24 protein-coding genes, 1 tRNA gene and 1 other RNA gene are annotated in these 26,162 nt (G+C 58.6%); 8 read left to right on the top strand and 18 right to left on the bottom strand.

Going from position 1 to position 26,162, the window contains the following annotated elements:
- The first annotated feature begins 75 nt into the window (after positions 1–75).
- Positions 76–609 (top strand): single-stranded DNA-binding protein, encoded by a 534-nt coding sequence (ssb, locus tag K529_RS06450; RefSeq protein WP_005617925.1) that lies wholly within the window; start codon positions 76–78, stop codon positions 607–609.
- A 113-nt stretch (positions 610–722) separates the two neighbouring features.
- Here ssb and K529_RS06445 read toward each other — a convergent pair whose 3' ends face one another.
- The 5 genes from K529_RS06445 to K529_RS23655 all read right to left on the bottom strand — a co-directional run bounded on the left by K529_RS06445 (position 723) and on the right by K529_RS23655 (position 7,409).
- On the bottom strand, positions 723–3,140 hold the full coding sequence (locus tag K529_RS06445; protein WP_046002160.1) for a GcvT family protein: 2,418 nt from the start codon (positions 3,138–3,140) through the stop codon (positions 723–725).
- A gap of 247 nt (positions 3,141–3,387) precedes the next feature.
- Entirely contained in the window at positions 3,388–4,701 is a 1,314-nt protein-coding gene (locus tag K529_RS06440) for an HlyC/CorC family transporter (RefSeq protein ID WP_005638837.1), read from the bottom strand.
- A gap of 79 nt (positions 4,702–4,780) precedes the next feature.
- Positions 4,781–5,734 (bottom strand): tyrosine recombinase, encoded by a 954-nt coding sequence (locus K529_RS06435; protein WP_005638838.1) that lies wholly within the window; start codon positions 5,732–5,734, stop codon positions 4,781–4,783.
- Positions 5,735–5,737: 3 nt separating this feature from the next.
- A complete protein-coding gene (locus K529_RS06430) occupies positions 5,738–7,270 on the bottom strand; it encodes a hypothetical protein (RefSeq protein WP_005638840.1) in 1,533 nt (510 codons plus the stop codon).
- On the bottom strand, positions 7,260–7,409 hold the full coding sequence (locus K529_RS23655; protein ID WP_005638842.1) for a hypothetical protein: 150 nt from the start codon (positions 7,407–7,409) through the stop codon (positions 7,260–7,262). Before K529_RS23655 ends, K529_RS06430 begins: the two co-directional genes overlap by 11 nt.
- Before the next feature lie 83 nt (positions 7,410–7,492).
- On the opposite strand from K529_RS23655, the gene K529_RS06425 reads away from it, so the two are divergent.
- The 3 genes from K529_RS06425 to K529_RS06415 all read left to right on the top strand — a co-directional run bounded on the left by K529_RS06425 (position 7,493) and on the right by K529_RS06415 (position 9,893).
- On the top strand, positions 7,493–8,083 hold the full coding sequence (locus K529_RS06425) for a shikimate kinase (protein ID WP_005638844.1): 591 nt from the start codon (positions 7,493–7,495) through the stop codon (positions 8,081–8,083).
- Positions 8,083–9,204, top strand: coding sequence for a 3-dehydroquinate synthase (gene aroB, locus K529_RS06420; RefSeq protein ID WP_005638846.1), 1,122 nt, complete (start codon positions 8,083–8,085; stop codon positions 9,202–9,204). Before K529_RS06425 ends, aroB begins: the two co-directional genes overlap by 1 nt.
- A gap of 65 nt (positions 9,205–9,269) precedes the next feature.
- On the top strand, positions 9,270–9,893 hold the full coding sequence (locus K529_RS06415) for a nucleotidyltransferase family protein (RefSeq protein WP_005638847.1): 624 nt from the start codon (positions 9,270–9,272) through the stop codon (positions 9,891–9,893).
- 15 nt (positions 9,894–9,908) lie between these two features.
- Here K529_RS06415 and K529_RS06410 read toward each other — a convergent pair whose 3' ends face one another.
- Complete coding sequence (locus K529_RS06410) at positions 9,909–10,574, bottom strand: Hint domain-containing protein (protein WP_005638849.1); 666 nt, start codon at positions 10,572–10,574, stop codon at positions 9,909–9,911.
- Between the two features lie 291 nt (positions 10,575–10,865).
- Between K529_RS06410 and K529_RS23455 the strand changes: the two genes are divergently transcribed.
- The gene (locus tag K529_RS23455) at positions 10,866–11,048 is read left to right on the top strand and encodes a hypothetical protein (RefSeq protein WP_157888508.1); all 183 of its coding nucleotides are present in this window, start codon (positions 10,866–10,868) and stop codon (positions 11,046–11,048) included.
- 52 nt (positions 11,049–11,100) lie between these two features.
- On the opposite strand, the gene K529_RS06405 is transcribed toward K529_RS23455, so the two are convergent.
- The 12 genes from K529_RS06405 to K529_RS06350 all read right to left on the bottom strand — a co-directional run bounded on the left by K529_RS06405 (position 11,101) and on the right by K529_RS06350 (position 24,136).
- Positions 11,101–11,904: an enoyl-CoA hydratase gene (locus K529_RS06405; protein ID WP_005638850.1), complete on the bottom strand. Its 804-nt coding sequence runs from the start codon at positions 11,902–11,904 to the stop codon at positions 11,101–11,103.
- A gap of 63 nt (positions 11,905–11,967) precedes the next feature.
- Complete coding sequence (locus K529_RS06400; RefSeq protein WP_005638852.1) at positions 11,968–12,795, bottom strand: inositol monophosphatase family protein; 828 nt, start codon at positions 12,793–12,795, stop codon at positions 11,968–11,970.
- Positions 12,796–12,978: 183 nt separating this feature from the next.
- Positions 12,979–13,068: transfer RNA gene (locus tag K529_RS06395), tRNA-Ser, on the bottom strand.
- Between the two features lie 238 nt (positions 13,069–13,306).
- The gene (locus tag K529_RS06390) at positions 13,307–15,817 is read right to left on the bottom strand and encodes a DUF3772 domain-containing protein (RefSeq protein ID WP_005638854.1); all 2,511 of its coding nucleotides are present in this window, start codon (positions 15,815–15,817) and stop codon (positions 13,307–13,309) included.
- Between the two features lie 5 nt (positions 15,818–15,822).
- Positions 15,823–16,857: a cysteine synthase A gene (locus K529_RS06385; RefSeq protein WP_005638856.1), complete on the bottom strand. Its 1,035-nt coding sequence runs from the start codon at positions 16,855–16,857 to the stop codon at positions 15,823–15,825.
- Positions 16,858–17,125: 268 nt separating this feature from the next.
- Positions 17,126–17,566 (bottom strand): TrgA family protein, encoded by a 441-nt coding sequence (locus K529_RS06380; RefSeq protein ID WP_005638858.1) that lies wholly within the window; start codon positions 17,564–17,566, stop codon positions 17,126–17,128.
- A gap of 120 nt (positions 17,567–17,686) precedes the next feature.
- Positions 17,687–19,111, bottom strand: coding sequence for a cryptochrome/photolyase family protein (locus tag K529_RS06375; protein ID WP_005638860.1), 1,425 nt, complete (start codon positions 19,109–19,111; stop codon positions 17,687–17,689).
- 30 nt (positions 19,112–19,141) lie between these two features.
- Complete coding sequence (locus K529_RS06370) at positions 19,142–20,359, bottom strand: aminotransferase class V-fold PLP-dependent enzyme (RefSeq protein ID WP_040643055.1); 1,218 nt, start codon at positions 20,357–20,359, stop codon at positions 19,142–19,144.
- Between the two features lie 134 nt (positions 20,360–20,493).
- A complete protein-coding gene (acuI, locus tag K529_RS06365; RefSeq protein ID WP_046002161.1) occupies positions 20,494–21,489 on the bottom strand; it encodes an acryloyl-CoA reductase in 996 nt (331 codons plus the stop codon).
- A gap of 14 nt (positions 21,490–21,503) precedes the next feature.
- Positions 21,504–22,619, bottom strand: a complete 1,116-nt coding sequence (locus K529_RS06360) for a dimethylsulfoniopropionate demethylase (RefSeq protein ID WP_005606118.1) — start codon at positions 22,617–22,619, stop codon at positions 21,504–21,506.
- A gap of 80 nt (positions 22,620–22,699) precedes the next feature.
- Positions 22,700–23,344 carry a DUF1326 domain-containing protein gene (locus K529_RS06355; RefSeq protein WP_005606121.1) on the bottom strand — a complete coding sequence of 215 codons (645 nt, stop codon included), beginning with the start codon at positions 23,342–23,344 and terminating at the stop codon, positions 22,700–22,702.
- Between the two features lie 18 nt (positions 23,345–23,362).
- The gene (locus K529_RS06350; RefSeq protein ID WP_005606124.1) at positions 23,363–24,136 is read right to left on the bottom strand and encodes a DUF2182 domain-containing protein; all 774 of its coding nucleotides are present in this window, start codon (positions 24,134–24,136) and stop codon (positions 23,363–23,365) included.
- Between the two features lie 123 nt (positions 24,137–24,259).
- Between K529_RS06350 and K529_RS06345 the strand changes: the two genes are divergently transcribed.
- From K529_RS06345 to K529_RS06330, 3 genes are all read left to right on the top strand, one after another.
- A complete protein-coding gene (locus tag K529_RS06345; RefSeq protein ID WP_005606126.1) occupies positions 24,260–24,991 on the top strand; it encodes a FadR/GntR family transcriptional regulator in 732 nt (243 codons plus the stop codon).
- Positions 24,992–25,052: 61 nt separating this feature from the next.
- Positions 25,053–25,404, top strand: a transfer-messenger RNA (tmRNA) gene (ssrA, locus tag K529_RS06340).
- A 225-nt stretch (positions 25,405–25,629) separates the two neighbouring features.
- Positions 25,630–26,064: an ester cyclase gene (locus K529_RS06330; RefSeq protein WP_005606128.1), complete on the top strand. Its 435-nt coding sequence runs from the start codon at positions 25,630–25,632 to the stop codon at positions 26,062–26,064.
- Positions 26,065–26,162: the final 98 nt, after the last annotated feature.

Genomic DNA, 26,162 nt, shown 5'->3' with positions numbered 1-26,162 from the left:
CGGGATTCGACATGCCGCTCTGGCGATGCGCCGCAATCGCTCACGAATAGATAAGAAACAAAGGACAGGACCCACATGGCCGGATCCCTGAACAAAGTAATGCTCATCGGCAACCTTGGCCGCGATCCGGAAGTGCGTAGCTTCCAGAACGGCGGCAAGGTCTGCAACCTGCGGATCGCGACGTCGGAGACGTGGAAGGACCGCAACACCGGTGAGCGCCGTGAAAAAACCGAATGGCACTCTGTTGCGATCTTCAACGAAGGTCTGGTGCGTGTCGCAGAGCAATTTCTGCGTAAAGGGTCCAAAGTCTATATCGAAGGCCAGCTGCAAACCCGCAAGTGGCAGGACCAGAGCGGTCAGGACCGGTATTCTACCGAAGTGGTGCTGCAAGGCTTTGGCTCGACGCTCACCATGCTTGATGGTCGCGGCGAAGGTGGTGGCGGCGGTGGCTTTGGCGGTGGTCAAGGCGGCGGCGATTACGGTGGCGGCGGTGGCGGCTACGGTGGTGGTGGCAACTACGGCGGCGGCGGTGGCGGCGGCAACCAAGGCGGTGGCTTTGGTGGCGGTGGCCCCTCGCAAAACATCGACGACGACGAAATTCCGTTCTGATCGTCAGGCACCTACGCCAAATAGATCAAGGGCCGACAAGAGTCGGCCCTTTTTTATTACCTGACATTCTGTTGCCTGACGTTCTATCGCCAGTCTACGGCCAGCGTTTAAGCTTATCCGCGCATGCGTGCGCCGTCCGCATCAAACAGTGGCTCTGTAATCAGACGCGCCGCATGTTTCTTGCCAAGGATTTCAATCTCGACCGTCAGCCCTTCGCGAGCGCGCTCCACCGGCAGAAACCCAAGCGCAATGGATTTCTGCGCGAAGTGGCTGTAGCCGCCAGAGGTGCAGAACCCCACCACGTCGCCGTCCAGCCAAATCGGCTCATAGGCGACCACATCCGCATCATCTGCGTCGACCTCAAAGGCACAAAGCTTGCGGCTGACACCTGCATCCCGCTCCGCTTCGGCTGCGGCGCGACCGATAAAATCAACCGGTTTCTTAAAGGAGATAAAGCGGTCCAGACCGGTCTCCGCAGCGGTGTAGTCCGGTGAAAACTCCGACAGCCAAGAGCCGAAGAACTTGTCGAGCCGCAGGGACATCATCGCGCGCATGCCGAAGGGTTTCATGCCATGGTTTTGCCCCTCGCCCCACAGGGCGGCCCAGAGCGCGCGCTGACTGGGAAGGTCACAATAGATCTCGTAGCCAAGATCGCCAGTATAGCTCACCCGTTGCACCACGCACTCCACCATGCCCACGGTCAGGTGGCGCACATCCAGAAAACGCATGTCGGAGATATCGCTGCGTGTGCAGGCTTGCAGCACCTCGCGCGCCTTGGGGCCAGCGATCTGAAAGCCGTTCACCCGATCGGAGACATTGTCGACCGTCACACCCTCATCGAGGTTCTGCAAGAACCAACGCATGTGGTAGGCCTGCGCGCCATAGGACGCCGTAAGCTGGAAATCACCTTCGCCAAGGCAAGAGATGGTGAAATCCCCAATCAATCGCCCCATCGGCGAGAGCATCGGCGTCAGGCTGAGACGCCCCTTTTGCGGAACACGCCCCGCCATGATCCGATCGAGCCAGGCGCGGGCACCCGCCCCTTTGACACGGTATTTCCCAAAGTTGTGGATCTCATTGATGCCAACCGCCTCGCGCACCGCCTTTACTTCCCGCGCTGTTGCATCAAAAGCGTTGGAGCGGCGGAACGAGGGTGTCTCGTAGCGGGCCTCGCCGTCAGCCGCGAAATAGTTCGGGATCTCCATGCCGTACTGGTGGCCCCAGACCGCGCCCATATCGTCAAAAATGTCGTACATCGGCGTTGTGCGGAAGGGACGCGCCGCTGGAAGTTCCTCGTTTGGATAAGCGATGGAAAACCGTTTCTGGTAGTTCTCGATCACTTTGGGTCGGGTGTAGCCGGGTGTGATCCAATTGCCGTAACGTGCAACATCCATGGCAGCGGTGTCGCGTTCACATTCGCCGGTTGTCATCCATTGCGCCAGCATCAACCCGACGCCACCACCCTGCGAGAACCCCGCCATCACCGCACAAGCCGACCAGTAGTTGCGCACGCCCGGCACCGGTCCAACCAGCGGGTTGCCATCGGGTGCAAAGGTGAACGGTCCGTGGATCACCGATTTCACTCCCGCCTCAGCAAGCGCAGGGAAACGTTTATACGCAAAATCAATGCTGTCTTCGATCTTGTCAAAGTCGTCGGGCAACAATTCATGGCCGAAATTCCACGGCGTGCCATCTACGGCCCAAGGGCGACAAGGCTGCTCATAAAAGCCGATGCAAAGCCCGCGACCCTCTTGCCGCAGATAGCTTTCGCCCGCCGGGTCCATAACATGGGGATGTTCGCCGCCGCCGTCGATGATCTCGGCAATCATCGGCACCTCGTCGGTGACGATATACTGGTGTTCCATCGGGTGCAGGGGGAAGTAGATCCCTGCCATCGCGCCAACTTCACGCGCCCAGAGGCCACCCGCATTGACGATATGTTCAGCGTGGATGGTGCCTTTTTCAGTCACCACATCCCATGTGCCGTCCGCACGCTGGTTGGTCTCAATCACCTTGCAGTGGGTCTCAATGGTGGCTCCCCCCATGCGCGCGGCCTTGGCATATGCGTGGGTCGTGCCAGAGGGATCAAGGTGGCCATCAAGCGGATCGTAAAGCCCACCAATGATCCCGTCGATATTGGTAACAGGTGCGATTTTCTTTATTTCTTCGGGGCTTACGATCTCAGTTTCAAGCCCCATAAAACGGTGCTTGGCCCGCTCCGCCTTCAACATGTCAAAGCGTTCTTGATTGTCCGCCAGTGTCACACCGCCCACATGGTGCAAGCCACAAGACATGCCGGTGATCGCCTCCAGCTCTTTATAGAGCTTAATGGTGTAGCCCTGCAGCGCTGCCATATTGGTATCGCCATTGAGCGTGTGAAAGCCCCCCGCGGCATGCCAGGTCGAGCCAGAAGTCAATTCCGATCGTTCGATCAGCATGACATCGGACCAGCCGAGTTTGGTGAGGTGGTAAAGAACGGAGCAGCCGACAACGCCGCCCCCGATAATGGCCACGCGGGTGGTGGTTTTCATGGGTCCGTCTCCCTGTCAGGATCGCAATCCCTTTCATTCTGGACACATGTGCCTATTAGTCCAGTCAAAAAACGACACTGCATGTCGCTCAGAAATATCGCCCCTCCCGCCCGGCAGGCCTATCTCTAGTGGGATAGCCGTTCCGGTTGGGTCAAGCGCCGCGCGCCCCGAAGGGGCGCGCGGCGCTGGTCGCTTCGGGCAAAGCCCGAAGCGAAACACCTCTACAGAGATCGGCGCGAATTGCTTGTTAGCTGTTCAGGGGGCGGATTTTCAGACCGGTCACGCGATTGCCCTCTCGCGCCGTGACCTCGAAACGGAAGCCATGGAAAGAGAACACTTGTCCCACGGTCGGGATCATCTGCGCTTCGTGAATAACAAGACCCGCCACCGTGTTCGCCTCAAGATCGGGCAGGTTCCACTCCATCGCCCGGTTCAGGTCGCGTATGGTGGTGGCACCTTCAACGATGAAATTACCATCCCCGGTCTTGCGCGCAAAACTCTGTTCCGCCGGATCAAATTCATCCGTGATTTCGCCCACGATCTCTTCGAGGATGTCCTCGAGCGTGATCAGGCCCTGCAATGAGCCGTACTCATCCACCACCAGCGCAAAATGCGTTCGCATCCGCAAGAACTGGCGCATCTGATCATCAAGCGTGGTGGTCTCGGGAACGAAATAAGGGGGTTTGCACACTTCGGCGATCTGAAAATCGCGCAGCGCCGAGGCATCCCCATCGGGACCGCCGATCTTGGCATACATCTGACGCAACAGATCCTTTGCGTGCACAACACCGATAATGTTTTCCTGATCCTTGCGAAACAGCGGCAACCGTGTGTGCGAGGAGGTCAGACATTGCTCCAGAATGGCTTCGGGGTCTGCCTCGGCATCAATCATCTCGATCTTGGAGCGATGCAGCATAATCTCTTCGACGAAGCGGTCAGAGAGATCGAGCGCCCCTAGAATGCGGTCGCGGTCTTCTTTCTCAACCACCCCCTCGGAATGGCCGATCTGAAGCGCGCCGACAATTTCCTCACGCACGGCCATGATGTGGCTGTCCGGGTCGATCTGAACGCCAAATATACGGAGCACACCTCGCACAAAGAACCGCACAGCCCCCACGATGGGTGCCAGAATTTTTACAAGCGTCGCAATGATCGGCGCAACAGCGGCAGCTGCTTTTTCAGAGTTGGTGATGGCGTAGGTCTTGGGCAGAACCTCAGCGAAAATCAGCACCAGAAGCGTCATGACCAATGTCGCCAGCGCCACGCCGCTTTCGCCAAATATCTTGGTAAACAGAGACGTGGCAAGCGACGCTGCGAGAATGTTCACGAGGTTATTGCCCAAGAGAACCGAGCCAATCAGTCTCTCATTGTCCTCGGTGACTTCCAATGCCACCTCGGCACCGCGCGATCCCTTGTCGGCCTGACTGCGCAGCTTGCCGCGCGAGGCCGCTGTCAGCGCGGTTTCTGACCCCGAAAAGAACCCGGAAAGCACCAGCAACAGGACAATGCCGCCGGCAGTGATCCAGAAGGAAGTGTCGAGTACGGTAGCAGCGCTGTCCATTATTGGGTCCTGATGAGCGTGGGATTTCTGTGGTTATGGGGTGCCAGGCGCTGTGGTTCAAGCGGCGCAGGCCTCTAATTCACTGGGAATCGTCGTCTTTTGTTGCAAGCGGATGATGCCGGTGCACCAGTTCAGCCAGCCGCGCGTCCAGCACATGGGTGTAAATCTCGGTTGTGGCGATATCCGCATGCCCCAAAAGCGCTTGGATCGCCCGCAGATCTGCGCCGTTTTGCAACAGATGCGTGGCAAAGGCGTGGCGTAAAGTATGCGGCGTGACCTTTTCCGGCGAGACACCTCCCGCAACCGCAAGTTCCTTGATCAGCAGGTAGAACCTGTGGCGGGTCAGATGGCCCTCTTTGCTGCGTGATGGAAACAGGAACCGAGAGGCTTTATGCCCCTGCCCTTCACGCTTGTCTTCAACTGCGTCGCGCACCCCAATCCATGTGCTAAGCGCCATGCGTGCAGGCGGTGAAAGCGGCACCATCCGTTCCTTGCCGCCCTTGCCAAGGATCAACAGCATATTGGGATCACCGCGTGCTGCCGAAACGGGCAAGGAGACCAGCTCGCTCACCCGCATGCCTGTGGCATAAAGCAGTTCCATCAAGCAGGTGTTTCGCAGCCTGTCGGCCTCGGTCCGGCCCACCGTGCGTGCGGCCCCAAGCAGCCTGTCGACCTCATTCTCATCAAGGGTCTTTGGCAGCGATTTTTCTCGCCCCGGCCCTTTGATCTGCAGTGCCGGGTTGTCTTGCCGCCACCCTTCCTCAAAGGCGAAACGATAGATCTGTTTGATCGCAGACAAGCGGCGCGCGCGCGTGGCGCGGCTAAGACCCTCGGCATCGCAAGAGATCAGGTAGGCCTCAATATCGCTCTGCTGCATCTGCGCAAATGACGTGCCTTTATGTGCCATCCAAGCTGTGACATTGCGCAGGTCGCGCCCATAGGCGAGCAGCGTGTTATGCGCGGCACCGAGTTCAGCTGCCTGCGCATCCAGAAAGGTCGAAATCCACTGCAGATCATCGTCAGGCGCGCGCATCTGTCAGCTTCCTCTCGGCAACAGCAACAATTGCAGAGCTGCCCGGCGCGCGATGTCTTCAAGCCCCATCAGCCTGAACGCCGCAAGCGACAAGGCAGCCGCTTCCAGATTGCCATCCGCCCCGTGGCTGAAACTCTTCATGGTGACCAAAATGGCTTCTCCCAACCGTCCCTGATCCAACAACAGCTTCTGCGCGGCTGGCATTTCGCTCTCTTGCGCAAACCCACGCACAATCGCCTTTTCCTGCGGGCTCGCCGCGAGATCCGATGCAGGCTCTCCCTTCGCAAGTGTGGCGAGGAAACGGCTCTGGCGGGTTTGATCCGGTGGCGTTGCGGCGGCGCTTTCGTACTCTGACGACAACAGGCGCAAGCGCCATGCAATCACGGCTGCTTTCCCATCAAGTTTGATCTTGGCCAGGCGCGGCGCAAAGAGATCGGCCATCGCCATCTCAAGCCCCGCAGCCTGCGCCGCCGACCAGAATGCGGGCAAGGTTTTCCGCACGGCTTCCGCGCTTTGGGTATTCAGCGCGGTATCAAATCGCTGCACCGCTTCGACGCGGTCCCAAATCCCACCAGACGCAGCAGGTTTGCGGTCCGTAAACAGGCCAAGCAGCTGGTTTGGGTTCATCGCGCGGCTGCGGGTCAGACGCTCGGCGGCCTCAAGCTGTGCTTTCCATCCCGCGATGTCACGCAGGTCCGCACTTGCAAAGGCACGGGGCAGCATTGTTGTGGGCATCGGCTCGCCAATCGCTTCGAACATGCGAAACTCCAGCGGCGTGGGGCTCGCCGGCAGCGGCAGCGGTGGCATCCCCTCGTAGATGTCGGGATTAAGGAAGCGATCCAGAATCGCCATATCCTGTTTGCCAATGAGCGACAGCGCATCGGCTGTCTCCAGCATCAGGGCTGCGGTCGGCCAATCTCCCCGGCGCGCGGCGCAGAAAATGCGCGCGGAATAATCCTGCATCAAATAAGGATCAGCCGTAAGCGCCGCGCAGCTGCGTTCTTCATCGCCATTCAACAGTGTCGCATCAAACCACCGATCAAACCGCGCAGGGCTTTGGGTGGGGCCGGCCTCTTGTACCAAGGCCTGCACGGGTTCCGTCGCTCCCAATTCACGCAGCCGGTCCAGCCGCGCCAGCAAGATCTGGTCATCATCGCGAAACGGCGGCCGTGCTTCCGTGAGCAACAGCGTCATCAGCAGGGACTGCATCGCGGGCAGGTCATAGACCGGCACATCCCGGATAAGAGCGGCCAATTGATCCGCAGGACTGCCCTGCCAGAGGGTGATCGGCAGTCCCGTTCTGGCCTCAGGCACCAACCCCACCGGCGGCAGCAATCGCTCCAGCGGGGTTACGGTAATATCGGGGCCATGCGCGCTCTGCGCCACGGGCGGCTCTTGCAAGAGTGTCGGCGGAATATTGGCAACCGGAGGAGCGGTATTCAGCCAATCAATCGCGGCCAGCGGTTCTCGCGCCAGCGCCGATGTCGCCGTTAGCAAAAATGTGCCAAGAGCCAGCGAGACGGTCTTAGTCGGCATTGAGCACCACAGGCTTGCGCACCTCCTCGGAGGGTGCTGAGAAATCCGCACCGAACCAAGGCCCTACGTAGGCATATGCAATCAACGCGATTGCCGCCAATAGGATGAGGATAGCCAAGTATTTTATTAAACGTGCCATGGGGGTCCCGGAGCCTGCTTCTTTGTGTGTTTTGAGAGTTTTATATATGGCCTTTTTGCCAATATCACGTCATTCACAGAAGAATGAGCGAAAATCACCAAATCACCGATGTGACGGCAGAAAGTTGCGCGCCGGGAAAATTGAAGAAGACCATTGTGCTGGTGGGGATGATGGGTGCCGGGAAAACCGCCGTAGGGCGAGCTTTGGCTGCGCGGCTTGATGTGCCGTTTCTCGACAGCGATCACGAGATCGAAGCCGCCGCCAATATGTCGATCCCCGAGATATTCGCCCGCGATGGAGAGCCGTTTTTTCGCGAAAAGGAACATCAGGTCATCACCCGTCTTCTTAAAGAAGAATGCGGTGTCCTGTCGACCGGTGGCGGTGCCTTTCTGGCGGAGCGAAACCGAACAGTGATGTCAGAATCTGGTGTGTCCGTCTGTCTGCAAGCCGATCTTGAGGTGCTGTGGAAGCGCGTCAAAGGTCGCGACACACGTCCACTGCTCCGGTCCCCTGATCCATACAAATCGCTCTCAGACCTCTATCATGCGCGGGTGCCGATCTATGCGCAGGCGGACCTCGAGGTGATCTCCGACGGGCAGGTTTCGATCGACAATATGGTGGACCGGGTGCTCGAGGCTCTGCGCGCCCGTCCCGATGTACTGGAGTTTAACTGATGGAACAGATCGTTCATGTCCCTCTTGGTGCGCGCGCCTATGACGTGGTGATCGGACCGGATCTGGTGGCAGAAGCCGGCAAGCGGATTGCGCCCTTTGTGAGCCGCAAAAAAGTGGCGGTGCTGACGGATGAAACCGTGGCCGTACTCCATCTTGAGGCTTTGCGTGCAGGACTTGCCGCCGAAGGCATCGAAATGGAAGCGCTCGCCCTGCCCGCGGGCGAAGCCACCAAAGGCTGGCCGCAATTTACGCGCGCGGTTGAGTGGCTGTTGGAAAAACGGGTTGAGCGCGGCGATATTGTCATCGCCTTTGGTGGCGGCGTCATCGGTGATCTTGCAGGGTTTGCGGCATCTGTCCTGCGCCGGGGCGTGCGTTTCGTGCAGATCCCTACATCGTTGCTGGCGCAGGTCGACAGCTCCGTCGGTGGCAAAACCGGCATCAACGCTCCGCAAGGTAAAAACCTGATTGGTGCGTTTCATCAGCCCACCTTGGTCCTTGCAGATACTGCGATCCTTGGCACGCTCACAGAGCGTGACTTTCTCGCAGGCTACGGCGAGGTGGTGAAATACGGGTTGCTTGGAGATGCCGCGTTTTTTGACTGGCTAGAGATCAACGCGCCCGCCATGGCGGCTGGCGACATGGCGCTGCGGGTCGAGGCGGTGGCGCGATCCGTCCAGATGAAAGCTGACATCGTGGCCCGTGACGAAACCGAGCAAGGCGACCGGGCGCTGCTGAACCTCGGGCATACCTTCTGCCACGCGCTCGAAGCGGCAACAGGGTATAGTGATCGCCTGTTGCATGGCGAGGGCGTCGCCATCGGCTGCGCATTGGCGTTTGAGCTTTCGGCCCGTCTCGGGCTGTGCAGCCAAGAAGACCCCAGCCGTGTACGTGCGCACCTAAAAACCATGGGGATGAAGACCGATCTGGCCGATATCCCCGGCGATCTGCCCCCGGCCGAAGAATTGCTCCGACTGATGGGACAGGACAAGAAAGTGGTCGATGGCCAGCTGCGCTTTATCCTCGCGCGCGGCATCGGCGAGGCTTTTGTGACCGCCGATGTGCCACAGAATAGGGTGCTGGAGGTCCTGAACGACGCGCTGGCCCAGAGCCAACCCGCTTAGGTCTCACTGTCCGTTGAGTGTCAGGGCCCTTCGCGGCTAGGGTAACCAGCAAAACAAGGTAACCCATGACACTCAACCCCACATCCGATGACGCAAATCTTGTGATCCTGCTGCTGGCTGCGGGTGCTTCGACACGTATGCGGGGGGGCGACAAGCTGATGGAATCCGTCGCAGGTCAGCCGCTCATTGCGCATTTGGCGCAGCAAGCACGGGCAACCGGGTTTTCTCTTTTTGTCACCCTGCCCGATCTGGATCATCCGCGCGCAGGTGCCATTCACGGGGCAAAACTGGTCCCAGTCCCCGACGCAGACCAGGGCATGAGCGCGTCAATCCGTGCGGGGATATCGAATCTTCCCGATGACACGGAGGGTGTGATGATCCTGCCCGCAGACATGCCGGAGATCACCACCGCAGATTTTCGAACGCTCGCGGATCAGTTTGATGGACCGGACGGCGCGACCCTGCGCGCAATCAGTGTGGACGATCACGGCCAGCCTCACCCCGGTCATCCGGTCCTGTTTCCACGGCGCTGTTTTCACGCACTCAAAACCCTGACAGGCGACAGCGGTGCCAAGGCGCTTTTGAGGGCAGAATCGGTAAGGCACATCCCCCTGCCCGACCGCCACGCGCTGACGGATCTGGATACGCCCGAGGATTGGGCGGCGTGGCGCGCGGACCAAAATCGCTAGCGCCACGATGCAAATTTAGTGCAGCAACATCCGCGCTTCGCGTTCTTTCAGCTCACGGCGCGCAGAGGGATAGGCTTTTTGCCCCTCCTGTGTCCGAAGCTCCGGGAAAAGTTCGAAAATCTCGTTGCGCTGCGCGTTGTCCAACCCACGCAGCGATTGGTCTACCGGCTGGAAACTCTCGGTCCACGCCCCATCAGACAGCACCACCTCGTGTTGATTGAACATGAAGTGGATATAGGTCACCGCCGTGGTCACAATCGCATCGATCCCAGTCAGTCCGGTCAGATGTTTTGCTGCCACCAAGACCTCGCGATCCTCAAAATAGAGCGCGGTTTTATCGTTGGCGACCAACACGCGGTGGTTCGGGCTGACCATCATATCGCGTTCTGGCAGACCATTGCCCAATGCCCCCTGACGGATCAGGATTGGCTGCAGATGCGCCGCGTGCGACAGATCTTCTTGCCCCAAGGCGTTGTGGCCAAACCAGCGGATTTCCTGAATGCCATTGTCGCGGGTAATAACCCGATCCCCGACCCGCAAGTTTTCCACGAGGCGTTCGCCACGCGGCGTTGCAATAAGTGTGCCGGGGGTAAAGCAGGGCGTGACCCGTTCGCAGCCCTGAGCCGAATTATGCCCCCCAGACGACGGCCTTTTCGGCGCGTTGTCGTGTGATTTGGCCATGCTGCGGTCTCCTTCACTGTCGTTAGGTCGAGGTTTGCCCCCGTTCCCCCTCGCCCGCCATAATTCATGGCTGTGGCGAGGTTCCAAAGACATAGCGGAGCTAACGCAGTGCACCTAGCCGAAACGCCAGTGCCCGCCCTCCGCAAGCATAGAGCTGCCACGAAATAGGTGAGTGTACTTCTCTTCTATTGTTTCCGCGAAATCACGGCTTTGCGGCATTGATCTCGGCTGATCCACTAAATTTGGCTAAAATTTGCGCCTAATTGGCGCAGAGCGACAATGAGCGCGCCCATGACAGATCATTTGTTTCCGGTTCCGAAACTTGCGCCAAACCAGCACTGGGGTCTGATGCATTCAACGCATGCTCAATTCGATGAAATCGATTGTTGCCCAGTTTGCTGGAAATCTCGCACCATGCCCGCTTCTGTTTCTCACCTAAACGAAAAACACGCCCGAATCATCGCATCTTTGTGATCCGGGCGTCGACGGCACAGCCTTTGACAGTGAAAACCAGCGCGGTTCAGGATCACTCGCCTGTCCAGTCCGGCATCGGAGATTTTGAGATAAACGCCCCGATCCCTGCCTCGGCATCGCGCGCCATCATGTTTTCGGCCATGGCCTGCCCTGCGTAGGCATAGGCGTCCGACAAAGACATCTGGGCTTGCTCATAAAACGCCGTTTTCCCGATCTTGATCGCTGCCGGAGATTTATCGGCGATGCGGCGGGCCAGATCCATGGTTTCTCGGCTGAGGTCTCCCAGTGGTACAATCCGATTGACGAGCCCCATCTCAGCCGCCCGCGGCGCGGAGATAAACTCTCCAAGCAACAGCATTTCCATAGCATGTTTGCGAGACAGGTTGCGGGTGAGCGCGACCATTGGCGTGGAACAGAACAAGCCAATGGTGACACCGGATGTTGCAAAACGGGCATCCTCGGCGGCGACCGCCAGATCACAGGTCGCAACCAGTTGGCAGCCCGCTGCGGTTGCGATGCCTGACACTTCGGCAATCACTGGCTGCGGCAGCTCCACAATGGTCTGCATCATCCGCGAGCACGTGGCAAACAGCGCCTGAAAATAGTCAAAGCCACCATCGCCCTGCTCACGCGCCGCAGTCATTTCCTTGAGGTTATGACCGGCGCAAAAGTGATCCCCCGCCCCGGAGAGGATCACCACACGCACAGTGCGGTCCTTGGCGATGTCATCAAGCATCGATTGCAGCGCCAGCAGCATCGCCTCGGAAAGGGCATTGATACTACGCGGCTGATTGAGCGTCAGGCGCGCAACACCTGCGTCATCCTGCCGGGTGATCAATTGATTATCCTCTGACATGGCACTCCTCCCTATCGCCGGGTGGAGCCTAGAACAGGCAACTGCCGCCGCCAAGAGACAGGGTTAACGCAGGCCAAGCTCCGATATGACCTCATCGCGCAACTGCTGACCGGTGGCGACCGTCAGATGCCCTTGGGTGAGTTCAGGCGCATAATCACGACCATCAGAGAGTTGCGCATGTCCCCCCGCTTCCAACGCGGCCAACACGCCTGCAGCATGATCCCAGCAGTTCAGCCCTTCGGTCTGAACAAAATCCACATGCCCCTGCGCCATCATTCGGTATTCATGGCAAGAACAGAACAAGGATGTCACGCGCTTCGCCTGCGCCATCCCCTGGACCACTGCCAGCTGTTCGTCTTTGGCAAACATGAAGTGCGGTACAAATCCATTCGCCTCGCTAAAGGCGCGCTGGGGTGCGACATGCAGACGGCGCGGATCAAGGCCGGGAGACGCCATCCACGCGCCGCCCCCTAAGCTGGCCTGAACCCAGTCATCGTTCACCGGGTCATAAAGGAGGCCAAAAACGGTTTTGCCACGCACCGTCACCGCAAGAATGACACCAAAGGTAGAAAGCCCATGCGCATAGTTCCAAGTGCCATCAATCGGGTCGACGATCACAGCAACCTCTGCGTCTGCGACCTGATCCAGAATTGTAGGATCTGCTGACACCGCTTCCTCGCCAATAACAACCGCGCCCGGAAGGATTGTCTGCAACGCGCGGGTTACATGTTCTTCTGCGGCGACATCGGCAACGGTCACCAAATCGATTGACGACGATTTCGCGGTGATCGCCCCAGCAGAAAGATTGCGAAAGCGCGGCATGATCTCGATGCGCGCGGCATCTCTGACCATGGAAATAAGAGCGTTTTCAATGTCGTGATCCAACCGCATGCGACCTGTGCCTTCTGTAGGTGTCGATGCAATGGTCCTAGCGCCTCATGCAGAGAAGTTCACGCCCAAGAATGCGGACTTCTATGAAGTTTTGACGACACCTCAGCCAAGAGGCGCGCATCAAGGCAAATGCAACTTGCCTGATCACACGATCAAGATCACTAGACAGTCATTTTGGGGTCATGGCGGAGAGACAGGGATTCGAACCCTGGAGACGGTTTCCCGCCTACACACTTTCCAGGCGTGCGCCTTCGACCACTCGGCCACCTCTCCGTGGAGGCGACTTTTGATGCATTACGGAGGGGATTGCAATAGGCTTTCTAAGAAAAAGTTCAGTTTTTTTTCCAATCCGTCCATTTCACCCTAAGTATTTGTGAAGATGGAGTTAATCATCTGGTTTCCGGCGCAGATCGCGCAGCGAAGTTTGCGGCCCCCCGCTCCGTTTCAGATAAAAAAACGCCGCTGCAGGAGATCCCGGCAGCGGCGTTATTTGCGCATCGGTTCTGTGGTCCTACCGGTCCGCGTCCCCATCTTCGTCCGGTGACAGATCCGCGAGATCCGGCTTTGGCGGCGCTGACGTCTGTGGCTCTGATACCGGGGATGAGGGCGTGGATTTTATCTCCGGCGCAGATGTGCCGGACTGCAGCGCCTCGGGATTTCGGATCCAGATATCGCGCTGTGCGAATGGGATCTCGATCCCTTCTTCATCGAACCGTTTGGCGATCTCGTAGTTCATGTCGGATTTGACCGAGAGCACCCAGTTTACATCCCGCAGGATCGCCCGGATCTCGAAATCAAGACTATCTGCGCCAAAGCCCTGAAACACCACCGATGGCGGTGGGTTCATCAGCACCATCGGATGCGATTTCGCCACTTCGGAGAGGATCTCCTCAACCTTGCGAGGGTTGGTGCCATAGGCCACCCCGACAGGCACAATCACCCGCCCCACGGTATTGCCACGGGTGTAATTGGTCACTGTGCCCGAAATCAGATCCGAGTTCGGAACAATCACATCAGTGCGGTCAAAGGTCTCAATCCGGGTGGAACGCACAGAAATATCGCGCACATAGCCCATGAGACCACCCACTTCGATCCAGTCCCCTTTGGAAACCGGGCGCTCGATCAACAAGATGATGCCCGACACAAAGTTCGACACGATGGTCTGCAGGCCAAAACCGATCCCGACTGATAGCGCACCAGCCACAATCGCCAGCGAAGACAGATCCAGCCCTGCGGTCGACACCGCAATCAACGCCGATAGGAAGATCCCGATATAGCCAACACCAGATACAATGGCGTTCTGCCCGCCGGGGTCGATCTTGGTTTTCGGCAAGAGTGACGAGCGCAGGCTGCCTTGCAGGAGCCGCGTCAACACATAGCCGCCCGCGAAGATCACCACAAAAGTCAGGAAGATCGTCGGAGAAATCTTGGTATCCCCGATGTCAAAGCCCTCAAGGAAGCGCGACCAAAGCTCGGTGAGATCAGAGGTCCGCGCGCCCCAGATCAGCGCAAAGAACGGCAGCGAGACCAGAGCCAGCACAAAGCCGGTCATTACCGCAAACAGCGAATCCTCTGCCCCTTGGCTGTTGCGCGTCACCCATCCGTAGATATCGGATAGGAAACGCTGCAAAATCATCAGGGTCGTGACCAGCGCAAGCGTCAGGATCACCGGATAAACGATTGCGATTGCGGCATTAATATACCCCAGCGCGCCTAAAACCGGAGCGATGAGTGCCAAAACAAACACCACACGACGCAACAGCGACATCGCCCGGCTTGCACCGGCAGCGATTGCGCCTTCGTCATCGTCACTGCCGTTATCACGTTCTTCCTGACGGCGTTGACGCACGCGGATGCGATTCAACCGAACCAAGAGCAGCGAAGCCAGCAGGATGAGCGGCCAACTCAGGACCGCATAGGTGCCATCTGCAAAATTCTCAATCGTATCAAGCCGGTCCAGCATCAACTGCATCACCAGCACCAGCGCCAGAGATACAAGGATAACCCGGACCTGCCGCTGAAAGCGCGGCTCAAACGGGATCAGCTCATTGGTGATTTCATAGACATAAAGCCGTTCCCCCAACCAGTGAGAGGCAAACAGGATCAGGGACCAAAGCGGCACATCGTCCAACAACAGCGTACCGCGTACGCCAAGAATTCCCGACAGGTCAATGGCCCGGACCAGCAGCACCGTCCCGACATACGGCAACAGGACCTGCAGAAGAGATACGATAAAACGCCATACCCCGGTGCCACGCCATCCCAACTCGCGCAGGTAACTCCCGGCCCGCCGCGCCCAATGGCGGCCACGGCCTAGCAACAGCAAAGCGCCCGCTGTGAGCAAAAGGATCACGGGCAAACGGCTGCGAATGCTCTCCCGCGTCGCGGGATTTGAGAGAAGACCTGCGGTCTCATGCCAAAACGCGCCCAGTACTTTTGCGGTATCCGCAAGAGCCGCTGGCCAGTTTTCAGGGTTCAACGGCATCGGGACGCGTTCCAACAGCGTGCGTGTGGCACGCTCCCGGATCAGCTTGTCAATCTCGGTGATCAGCCCCTGCGCCCGGCTGTAGCCCAGATCAGCCAAGACCTGAGGCGCGCTCAGTGTCGCCAGCTGTGACTGAAGCTCTTGGCGCAGTTTGGCGATATTTTCTGGCTCGCTGCCGCTGTCATCCGGAGCAGGTCCGAGCGCATCAATCTGCGCCCGCAACGTCTTTAGCCGGTCTGCATTCTGGTTTCCGGCATCCAGAAACTGCTGGCGGTATTCGGTCAACTCGACCCGCAGCGCCTCCAGCGCGCCGTTTGACGCGCGACGGGCATCCAGCACCCGCTCCGCCCGATCAGCAGTACGTTGCCACGCGTCGTAGTATTCGCCCAATTCGCCGGACGCCACGGTTTGAGCCAGATCTCGCGCTTCGGTCAGGCGCGTTTGATCACCATCGGTTTGCGCAGCAGCCGCAAGTGGCACAAGAAAACAGGTCAGCCATAGAAGGCCGACCTGAAGAAACGTTCTAAAGTTAGTCATTGGGTTCAGACGTCCTCGAACACGCCCGGAATAGATGCCGGGGTATGGGTCATCCAGTCCGGAACTGGCAGGCCCTTGTCCTTTAGGAATTCGGGGTTAAAGAGCTTGGATTGATAGCGGGTCCCATAGTCACACAGCACCGTGACGATGGTGTGACCTGGCCCCATTTCTTTCGCCAGACGCACCGCACCGGCGATATTGATGCCGGACGAGCCCCCCAGAACCAAGCCTTCATCGTGCAGCAGATCAAAGACATAAGGCAGCGCCTCTGCATCAGGGATCTGGTAATTGAAGTCCGGCTTCAACCCTTCAAGGTTCTTGGTGATGCGCCCCTGACCGATTCCCTCGGTGATGGAGGAGCCTTCGGATTTTAGCTCGCCTGAGGTGTAGTAGGAATAGAGAGCCGCACCGTTAGGATCCGCAAGGCCGATCTTCACGCCCTTGGGCTGCAACGCCTCGGCGATACCGGCAAGCGTGCCGCCAGAGCCTACCGCACAGATAAAGCCATCGACTTTGCCACCTGTCTGTTCCCAGATCTCTGGACCAGTGGTTTCGACATGCGCCTGACGGTTGGCGATATTGTCGAACTGGTTTGCCCAAATGGCCCCATTTGGTTCGGTTTTCGCAAGCTCATTTGCCAAACGTTCCGAATAGCGGACATAATTGTTCGGATTTTTATAGGGTGCTGCGGGCACCTGTACCAATTGCGCGCCAGCCAGACGCAGCATGTCTTTCTTTTCTTCAGACTGGGTTTCCGGGATCACAATCACCGTCTTGAACCCCATCGAGGCCCCGACCAGCGCCAGTCCGATACCGGTGTTGCCCGCCGTGCCTTCAACAATGGTGCCGCCGGGTTTCAAATCACCACGGGCGATGGCGTCCTTGATAATATAGAGCGCAGCGCGATCCTTGACGGATTGGCCGGGGTTCAGAAACTCCGCCTTGCCAAGAATTTCGCAGCCGGTTTCTTCGCTGACTTTGTTCAGTCGGATCAGAGGGGTATGACCGACAGCATCGGCCAGATCGCGTGCAATGCGCATGAAATTCCCTTTCGCTCGTTCCCTTTTGATGTAGCCGGGGGCACGCTCGATCACAAGGGTCGTCAGCAGCGACAGGCAAGCCTTTGCGATGTCTTCGACCTTTAGCGCGCGAAGACGGTTCTATCGCGACGTGCGCCACCGCAAAACCATCACCTGAAGACCGCCCCAAGCGGTACATTGTCCATCAATGGAATGAATTCACAGAACGCGCTGACTTACCTGTCGAGTTGCGATGTTTTCACGACACCACATCAGTCTGGCAGGTGTTTCACTTCCAGCGCTTACTGGCAAACTCGGTCACCAGCCCCACCAATGTCCCGCCAACAACCAAAGTGACGAGAACAGTCGGAACGGCCATCACAAAGAAATACTCAAGTGCAATGGTAAATATCGCAGCCAGTGCTTCAAACGGTCCATCGTAAATATTCCGCTTCGCAAGGCGAAACATCTCCACTGCGCCCTGAATGATCAAAGCCCAAATCACCAAGACCGCCATCCCGGTTAGGCCGTTGTTGATGCCCGGCACGAAACCGCGCCCGGCACGTGGTCCCATTACTTTCCAGCCGGCCACCAGAGCGAGCCCTACATTTACATGGGTAAAATAGCCAAAATCTGTGGATTCGGGCATCAAAGGCATGATTTGCCCTGAGACGACGAACGCCAATAGAGCGAGGGCAACAGAGGCCACGAGGTGTGCGGCGGTAGGCATGGATTTGATTTTCCTGATGTCTGCTCGATTGCCCATAAGGCTAAGCGCAGCTGAGCCACAAATCCAGCGTAAACCCCATGTCGCCGCGCGCTTTTATCTGTGACTCAGGGCCAAATGGGATCAGCTTTTGTCCCTGCTGTCGTGGTACGCCTCCAGCGCGCGTTCACGGCCGCGTTTGAGATCGATAATTGGCCGCGCGCGCGCTTCTTTGGGGCTCAACTCCCAACTCAGCGGCGTGGCCGCAAAGAAACCCATCGCAGTCTGGGGCGGGTCCGACTGTCCCTCTGCCAACCAATTGCGCACGTAGCGCCCTTTGGGGTCAAACTTATCTAACTGGCCATCGGGGTTGAAAATCCGAAAGAAAGGCGCGGCATCCGGCCCCGATCCGGCCACCCATTGCCAGCCCATGGCATTGGATGCAGGGTCCCAGTCCACCAAGCAGTCCTCAAACCACTGCATCCCGAATTTCCAATGGATCATCAGGTGCTTGGTGAGGAAACTTGCCACAATCATCCGGGCGCGGTTGTGCATTTTACCGGTGACATAGAGCTCTCGCATTGCCGCATCGACAAAATCATAGCCTGTTTGCCCTTGCTGCCAACGCAAGAGCGCCTCGCCCGGATCGTCTTGCCATGGAAAACCGTCCCATTCCTCGCGCCAGTTGCGGGTCAGGATATGCGGCGAGTGATACATGAGGTGATAGGCAAACTCGCGCCAGACCACCTCTTTGAGAAAATGTTCCGCACCCTGTTTGCCGTCCCGCATTGCCTGCGCGCCCAGATGCCACATCCGGTGCGGGCTAATTTCACCCCATGCGAGATTTTCCGATAGCTCTGACGTGGCCTCGCGCGCAGGGAAGTCGCGATCCGCTTTGTAGGTCTGAACCCGCTCCTCAAGGAAGCGGTCCAGCTGCTCCAGCGCCGCGTCCTCACCCACCCGGCAATATCCTGCGACGATTTCAGCACCGCGACGCATGGCGGCACTCATCTTGTAATCTGCAAGCTTGTCCGTTGCGGGCCACGCATCCGGCTTTGGCAGGTTTGCGGGCGCATCAATCAGACCCTCGACCTCGCGGTCGCGCACGGCCTTCCAGAACGGCGTGTAGACCTTATACATACCGCCATCTTTGGTCTCGACCGTCCAGGGTTCGAACATCAGTCGTCCGCCGGTGGATTTCACCGTGATATCAGTGGCTTTGAGCTGCTCCTTGATCTCAGTGTCGCGCTTGATCGCCTCTGGATCATAAAGCCGGGACCAGACCACATGATCGGCTCCGCTCTCCTTGATGACCTCGCGCAACACCTCAAGCGCATCCCCCTTTCGCAGGGTTAATCGACTGCCGTGCCCCTCGAGCGTTTTGGCAAAATGCTCAAGCCCAAGCCCAAGCCGAAACTTTGGAGCAGCGCCCAGGGCCTCATCCTGCGGGTCGTGGATATAGAGCGGAATGATCGGTCCGCCCGTCTCCAGCGCCGCCGTCAGGGCCGGATTGTCACGCAGGCGCAGGTCGCGCCTGATCCACCAGATCACCGGTCGGGTGTCAGCCATGGTCAGTTAAATCCCTTGCTCAATCAGAGTTTACAGGACGCGATCTAGGGCCTCGATCAGCGCTGTCACCTCCGATTGATCGGTATAATGGGTAAAACTCAGCCGCAGTACGCCCTCGGACGGGTCCACCCCCATCGCATTAAGCGCACGCACCGCATAGAAATCACCGCCGCCTGCCATGATACCCAGCTCTGCCAGTTGCTTTGCCACCGGCTCTGCCGCACGCCCCAGCGCAAGTGCCACGGTCGGTGCGCGATCCTCAGCCGCCGAAGGGCCAAGCAGCCGGATGTCGTTGCGATCCTTCACGGCGTCCAAAAGCGGTTGCAACTGGGCAATTTCGCGCTGCCGCATCAGGTCATGCACAAAGGTCCCCATGGCTGCGCCCTTGGTTTCCATCGCACCGTGATGGGCGGCGAGTGCTTCAAAATAGTCGACCATCCCGGCACAGGCGGCGACCTGCGCATGATCCGGTCCTGCCGGGGTAAAGCGCTTGTAGGGCACATCCGCGTTGAAATAATGCGCCTGATTGGGCAGCAGCTCAGCGAGCGCCGGGTTGATGACCATGATCCCCTGATGCGGGCCATAGGTTTTATAGGCCGAAAACAGATAGATATCTGGCCCCAGCTCACCCACATTGGGCAGGCCATGTGGCGCGTAAGAGACCCCGTCGACACAAACAAAGGCCCCGGCGGCATGCGCCAGCGCGGTTATTTCGGTCACCGGATTGATTTCACCGACGACATTGGAGCAATGGGGAAAACACACCAACCGGACGTTTTCATCCAAAAGCTCTTCCAGCGCAGTTGGGTCTAGATGGCCCGTCGCCGGATCGATCTGCCATTCCAGAACCTCAATGCCCTCGTCCACCAGACGGCGCCACGGACCGGAATTCGCCTCGTGATCCTGATTGGTGACGATGATCTTCTCGCCCGGTTTCAGAAACTTACGAAAGGCCTGTGCCAGAACATAGGTGTTTTGCGTCGTTGAGGGACCAAAGCTCACGTCTTGGGCACCGACACCAAGAAGTGCCGCCAGACGATTGCGCGCTTCGTCCATTTCAGCCCCCGCAACCTGCGAGGCCGAATAAGGTGCGTAGGGCTGGACCTTGTATTCTGTGTAAAACCGGAACAGGCGATCAATCACCTGACGGCAGGTATAAGACCCGCCTGCGTTTTCAAAAAAGGCCTGCCCTTGCAGGGCGGCCTGATCAAATGCTGGAAACTGTTTGCGGACAAAATCGATATCCATGGTGCGGCGCGTGCTCCCTTTGCGGATCAATGACGCGATGAGTGCAATTTCACGCCGCAAGATCAAGCCCGGAAACGCCTCGGCGCGGCGCTAAGACGCGCCGAGGCATCATAATTTACCGAATTACTGGAGTGTTAGCCGTTTAGATCGACAACAACGCGCCCTTGCACCTGCCCCGCAAGAATATCCGCACCGAGCTTTGGCAGGTCCGCTAGCGTCGCGGGGTGCACCATCGCGTCGAGTTTCTCCATCGGCAAGTCAGTTGCAATCCGCTGCCACGCGCGCTGACGGTTCTCAAACGGTTGCATCACGGAATCGATACCCAGGAGGTTCACGCCGCGCAGCAGGAACGGGATCACGGTTGCCGGAAGCGCCGCACCACCCGCCAGCCCCACGGCAGCAACCGAAGCGCCGTATTTCATCTGGCCAAGCACCCGCGCCAGCATGTCGCCGCCAACGGCATCGACGCAACCTGCCCAGGTCTCACTCTCCAGCGGGCGTTTGACGGTCTCGTTCAGATCCGCGCGCGGCACGATCTGGGTCGCGCCAAGGCTCTGGAGGTAATCCGCCGTCTCTGGCCGCCCGGTAACCGCTGCCACCTCATAGCCCAGATGCGCGAGGATCGCTGTCGCCACCGATCCGACACCGCCCGCAGCACCGGTGACAAGCACCGGACCGTTCCCCGGTTTCAGACCGTGATCTTCCAGCGCCATCACCGCCAGCATTGCGGTGAAACCAGCCGTTCCCACCGCCATGGCCTGACGTGCCGTGATCCCACCCGGCAGTGGCACCAGCCAATCCGCCTTGACCCGCGCCTTTTGGGAATAGCCGCCCCAATGGGCCTCCCCCACGCGCCAACCGGTCAGCACCACCTTGTCGCCGGGTTTATAGCGATCATCCGATGATGCCTCCACGGTGCCTGCAAAATCGATCCCCGGCACATGCGGATAATTGCGCACCAAGCCGCCACCTTTGGGGCTGAGGCAGAGGCCGTCCTTGTAGTTCACGGTGGAATAGTCGACCGCAACAGTGACCTCACCGTCGGGCAGATCCGCGAGGTTCAGGTCCTGAATTTCAGCAGACGCCTTGCCGCTCTCGCTGTCCTGCGTCATCACTAGTGCTTTGAACATGTTGATCTCTCCCGTTAATTCCAGAAATTCTCATAGACGGTCGCAGGGCGCATTCCGTCCGGTGTCTCAACCTCGACCCGCGTGCCCGCGTCCCAATGGGTCATCTTCACCATGCCGATGGCGACATTGGTGGTATGATCGGGCGACCATGTGGCCGAGGACACCCGCCCCACCCGGCGGCCATTCGCATAGAGCGGCCAGAACCGGTCACAGGGCGGCACCGCGTCGCCCTCAATGGCGATGGGGCGGATCTGCTGCACCGGGCCTTCCTTGGCCACCCGAAGAAGGGCGTCGCGCCCGATACAGCCGATGGCCGTATGGGTGTTGCAGAAGCGGCCCAGCCCGCATTCATGCGGCGTGTTGTCGTCGGTCATATCGTTGCCGTAACTCAGCAGGCCACTTTCGATCCGCTCGATCAGGTTCGGACAGCCTGCCCGCACCTCCAGATCCGCGCCCGCCTCAAACAGCCGATGCCAGAGCGGCATGCCGATGTCGCTGCCTTCGACATAAATCTCGAACCCACCCTGTTTCGAGTAGCCCGAGCGCGCCACCACCAGATCGCGCCCCTCGAACTGATAAACGCCAAAGCGAAAGAACCGGATCGCGCGCACGGTCTCGCCAAAGACGCGCGCCATCAGATCCTCGGCCTTTGGTCCCTGAATTGCGAGCGGTGAGACATCCGGCTCATCCACCAGCACATCCAGCCGCCAGCCATTGGCGATGCCCTTCACCCAATAGAGAAGATCACTGTCCGCAATGGAGATCCGCCAGCGGTCCTCGGCCAGCTTCACCGCTACCGGATCATTCAGCATGCCGCCGGTCTCATCCACGATGGGCACATAGTAGCACTGACCGGGCATCATGCCGCGCAGATCACGCGGGGTCAGCATTTGCATCAGGCGCCCCGCATCGGGGCCGCGCAACTCCACCTGCCGCTCGCAGGCGACGTCCCAGACCTGCACATGGCGTTTGAGGTGGTGATAATCCGCCTCAACGCTCTCGAACACGGTTGGAAGCAGCATGTGGTTGTAGACGGTGTAGCCTTTGACACCTGCGGCCTCCACACCCTCCGAAAACGGGGTACGGCGCAGGCGGCGGGACAGGGAAATTCTGGGTTGAAACACTGCCATGGCGATCCCTTTCATGGCCCGAGTGCGAGGGGAGCGGCGGGCATCGGTGACCGCCGCCCGATGTCACAGAAGACGCGCGATCAGCGCGGACCTTTCCAGTCGATCTGGCAAATCTCGGCAGAGCGCCCGTCAAAATCCCATACCCGGCCAAAAGCGCGCACGCGGCCCTTGGTGGCGGTGGCAACTGTGATGTCCGGGCCCATCCAGTACTCGGTGTTGGTGACCACAATGTCCTGTTCGCTGTCAGCCCCGCCCACCGGAACAACCTCACCGTGGATCTGCTTACCCACGATCAGGCGGCGGGTCTTGCCGTCGGTTTCAAACAGCACCGGCGCGCGCTCCGCCCCGAGGAATTCGCTCACCAAGACCTTGAAGAGCCCCGTGGTTCCCCTTGCTTCTCCAGAGAAAATATCGATCAGACCATCATAGGCCTCTTCGCTTGCGCGCTCGTCGATATAGGCCGCTGCTTTCCAATTTCCGCGCGCCATCAATCCCGGGATTTCCAGGATCAGCCCGACATTCAGACCAGACAGATCGGCGTCGCCATAATGCCCTTCATCGATGCGCACACCCGCCCAGGCCTGACAGTAACCTTCGGTGGGCGGATGCTTGCCCAGCGATACCACGCAGGGGCAAAAGACAGTACAGTTGCAGTTCAGGATCAGCTCGCCTTTGATCGCCCAGGGCATAAGCTCGGGCGCCGATGCGACTTGCGGATTTGCCATGTGATTTTTCCTCCCAATTCAAACAGATGTCACAAGAAGCCAAAGTCCCGACGCGCAGAGGACAACGCCCATCGGACGGGTCAGCCAGCGCCCGATCTCGGGCAGTTTTTCCAGAACCATAAAAACCGTCGCCAACCCCATGAAGACGAGGTTCATGACCCCACCGACAAAGGCCAAAAGCATCAGCGCCCAGCAGCACCCCAAACAGACCGCACCAAGGCGCAGACCGTTGCGCAATGGGCCCTCCTCCCAATGCTGCATAAAGAACACCAGCGGGCGGCGGCATTTGGACAGGCAAGCGTCTTTGAGCGGCGTGAACTGGTAGCCCCCCGCAATCAGCAGAAGCACCGCCGACAGCAGGGACGAACGGCTGTCGCCAAAAACGCTGACCATACCCGCATGGACAAGCGTCAGTTGCAGCGCGGCTGCCAGCAGTGAAAATCCAATCCAGACCATAAGATAGCCAAGCACCAGATCCCCAAACCGGGTTCCTTCCGCCGATTGGCTCAGGTCATCGTAGGTGGCAAAGGCCGGCAGTGCCGTGGGCGCCATCATCGCCGCCGACATCAAAACCCACATCAGTGCCATCTTGCCCGCGCCTGCCGCATCCGGCGTCATGCTACACAACGACACCCAAAATTCCGCACCATAAAGCGCTCCGGCATCGCGCAAATTCTCCGGCACCGACATGGCAAACAACGCACCCCAAGCCAGCAGAATACCACCAAAGAGCAAGAGCCAATGTAGGCCGCTCATCTGGCGAATACTCTCTGTCAGGCGTGCTTTAAGCATGGCTTTGCGATGACCTCCCCGTCTCGCTGCGACTCAATAGCTCTTGTGAATCAAATGTCAGACTTTTAAATGTCTGACAAATAAAAATTCCAAACACCCCGTCTGACGTGAGGGAAAACCAATTTGAAGATCGACCCAAACAGCACCGCAGATCTCTCTGCCCAGATTGCCACGGCCATTCGTGATGCCATTGTTGCGGGCGATCTGATCGTTGACGAACGCCTGCCCTCGGAATCGGAATTGGCCGAGCAATTTCAGGTGTCTCGCGCAACCGTGCGGGAAGGTTTGAAACGCCTCGCCGCGCAATCCCTGATCCGCACCCAACGCGGCGCAACCGGTGGGGCCTTCGTCAACCGTCTCAGTTTCGAGGACGCCTACAGCCAGCAGATCACCACCTCGACGCTGCTTCTGAGCATGAATGCGGTGAGTTTCGACACCGCCTGCGAGGCCCGATATGCGCTGGAACGGGCCTGCGCGCCGCTTTCGGCCAGCCGCCGCACCGCCGATCAGCTTGCGACCATGCGGGCAGAGATCTTTCGGCAGGGCCAACCCGGCCTCACGGATGAGGCCTTTTGTGCGTCAGACGTGGCCTTTCATCGCGCGTTGGTGGACGGGGCGCATAATCCGGTGCTGTCCTATCAGCTTGCCGGGGCCGTGGAGGCGATGCAGCCGCTGATGAACATGATCACCTTCACGGCGCGGGATCGCGCCACCATTCTTGCGCTGCACACCACCATCACCGATGCCATCGAAGCCGGCAAGGGAGACGCAGCCGTCGCGGGCCTCAGCGCGCTGGAGGAGGAAACACGCAACCTCGCCGCCGATGTCTTCGCCCGCCGCGTGTCAAAGCGCTGAGCCTCTTCATCTTCTTTCAAATATCCCCGCCGGAGGCCACGCGCGTCAGCGAGTCAATTCCCCCCTTTAACTCCCCGCCAAACCACCCTATATTTAGCCTGTTCCTTCGGGAACTATGGACATAAACGCGCTCGTAATAAGCGGATCGGACCCGGGGGCGGTACCCGGCGGCTCCACCAAATATCCTTCGTTTGGGGATTATGGGGCCGAAATAGGATCGACGGACGTCTAAAGGGGTTAGCTTTGTCTCGGCTGTCTGCCACCGTTACCGGCGAAAACAGTACAATTGCAAACGACAATCGTGCTCCGGTTGCTCTGGCTGCGTAAGCAGTCCGAGTTGAACCGACTTTAAGCCCTAGCGCCTAGCAGCGTTAGGCGGGGTTCGCAGGTACCTGGCAACAGAAACCTGCACTTTCACTCCCCTGAAATAGCGATGCACCTCTGGGCCATAAGGCATCTCTTATTGCTCTTTTACGAGCAGCTGCGGCTATCGTTAAACTTTGACGGGAAATTCCCGCCAATTTCCTTCCTTTTAACGCTAGCATTGCGAAGTTACAGCGATATGGCTCTCGACATTATATGTAACACGCCTGTAGGTGGCGCCTTCCTCAAATGTCAGAATGTGAAACTTCCCTGAAATGAAAAACAGCACTCTGCTGAAATACTGGTTCGAAGAAGTCTGGAATAAAGACAATCTGTCCGTCATCGACGACCTGCTTGATCCAGATGTCACTTTTAATGGGGCTCTGGATGGTGTCGTATCCCCCGGCGTCGACTACAAAGAGGTCGTTTGCGCCATCAAAGCGCTGCTCGACCAGCCCCATGTGACCATTACGCATAGTATGGATGAGGGGGATCTTGCCATGGCGCGGGTGCAGGTTTCGGCTTTCGATCACAGCCGCACACGCAAGCTGGATTTCACCGGTCATGTGAGTGTGCGCGTCCATGATGGGCGTTTCATCGAGTTCTATACCAACTTCGACTACCTGCGCATGTTCGAACAACTCGGACAGTTGCCCACAGACGCCCTGCCCGTCTGTCTGACGGGTGAGCGCCTCGTCTGGGTGGAATAGCCACCACGCCCCCATAGAAAAACAACTGCTTCAAAAGAAACGCGAGCGCTGGTGATATTGCTGGGCTTTGATAAAAGGGCCAAAGGTGAAAGCAACCG

The organism is Tritonibacter mobilis F1926 (assembly GCF_000376545.2).
Lineage (GTDB): Bacteria > Pseudomonadota > Alphaproteobacteria > Rhodobacterales > Rhodobacteraceae > Epibacterium > Epibacterium mobile.
The sequence above is the reverse complement of the archived record's forward strand: the minus strand, read 5'-3'. Positions and strand labels throughout refer to the sequence as shown.

Excerpts from the sequence above, each read along its gene's own strand:
- ssb (WP_005617925.1), top strand. The coding sequence starts at position 76 with ATGGCCGGATCCCTGAACAAAGTAATGCTCATCGGCAACCTTGGCCGC.
- K529_RS06445 (WP_046002160.1), bottom strand. The coding sequence starts at position 3,140 with ATGAAAACCACCACCCGCGTGGCCATTATCGGGGGCGGCGTTGTCGGC.
- K529_RS06440 (WP_005638837.1), bottom strand. The coding sequence starts at position 4,701 with ATGGACAGCGCTGCTACCGTACTCGACACTTCCTTCTGGATCACTGCC.
- K529_RS06435 (WP_005638838.1), bottom strand. The coding sequence starts at position 5,734 with ATGCGCGCGCCTGACGATGATCTGCAGTGGATTTCGACCTTTCTGGAT.
- K529_RS06430 (WP_005638840.1), bottom strand. The coding sequence starts at position 7,270 with ATGCCGACTAAGACCGTCTCGCTGGCTCTTGGCACATTTTTGCTAACG.
- K529_RS23655 (WP_005638842.1), bottom strand. The coding sequence starts at position 7,409 with ATGGCACGTTTAATAAAATACTTGGCTATCCTCATCCTATTGGCGGCA.
- K529_RS06425 (WP_005638844.1), top strand. The coding sequence starts at position 7,493 with ATGAGCGAAAATCACCAAATCACCGATGTGACGGCAGAAAGTTGCGCG.
- aroB (WP_005638846.1), top strand. The coding sequence starts at position 8,083 with ATGGAACAGATCGTTCATGTCCCTCTTGGTGCGCGCGCCTATGACGTG.
- K529_RS06415 (WP_005638847.1), top strand. The coding sequence starts at position 9,270 with ATGACACTCAACCCCACATCCGATGACGCAAATCTTGTGATCCTGCTG.
- K529_RS06410 (WP_005638849.1), bottom strand. The coding sequence starts at position 10,574 with ATGGCCAAATCACACGACAACGCGCCGAAAAGGCCGTCGTCTGGGGGG.
- K529_RS23455 (WP_157888508.1), top strand. The coding sequence starts at position 10,866 with ATGACAGATCATTTGTTTCCGGTTCCGAAACTTGCGCCAAACCAGCAC.
- K529_RS06405 (WP_005638850.1), bottom strand. The coding sequence starts at position 11,904 with ATGTCAGAGGATAATCAATTGATCACCCGGCAGGATGACGCAGGTGTT.
- K529_RS06400 (WP_005638852.1), bottom strand. The coding sequence starts at position 12,795 with ATGCGGTTGGATCACGACATTGAAAACGCTCTTATTTCCATGGTCAGA.
- K529_RS06390 (WP_005638854.1), bottom strand. The coding sequence starts at position 15,817 with ATGACTAACTTTAGAACGTTTCTTCAGGTCGGCCTTCTATGGCTGACC.
- K529_RS06385 (WP_005638856.1), bottom strand. The coding sequence starts at position 16,857 with ATGCGCATTGCACGCGATCTGGCCGATGCTGTCGGTCATACCCCTCTG.
- K529_RS06380 (WP_005638858.1), bottom strand. The coding sequence starts at position 17,566 with ATGCCTACCGCCGCACACCTCGTGGCCTCTGTTGCCCTCGCTCTATTG.
- K529_RS06375 (WP_005638860.1), bottom strand. The coding sequence starts at position 19,111 with ATGGCTGACACCCGACCGGTGATCTGGTGGATCAGGCGCGACCTGCGC.
- K529_RS06370 (WP_040643055.1), bottom strand. The coding sequence starts at position 20,359 with ATGGATATCGATTTTGTCCGCAAACAGTTTCCAGCATTTGATCAGGCC.
- acuI (WP_046002161.1), bottom strand. The coding sequence starts at position 21,489 with ATGTTCAAAGCACTAGTGATGACGCAGGACAGCGAGAGCGGCAAGGCG.
- K529_RS06360 (WP_005606118.1), bottom strand. The coding sequence starts at position 22,619 with ATGGCAGTGTTTCAACCCAGAATTTCCCTGTCCCGCCGCCTGCGCCGT.
- K529_RS06355 (WP_005606121.1), bottom strand. The coding sequence starts at position 23,344 with ATGGCAAATCCGCAAGTCGCATCGGCGCCCGAGCTTATGCCCTGGGCG.
- K529_RS06350 (WP_005606124.1), bottom strand. The coding sequence starts at position 24,136 with ATGCTTAAAGCACGCCTGACAGAGAGTATTCGCCAGATGAGCGGCCTA.
- K529_RS06330 (WP_005606128.1), top strand. The coding sequence starts at position 25,630 with ATGAAAAACAGCACTCTGCTGAAATACTGGTTCGAAGAAGTCTGGAAT.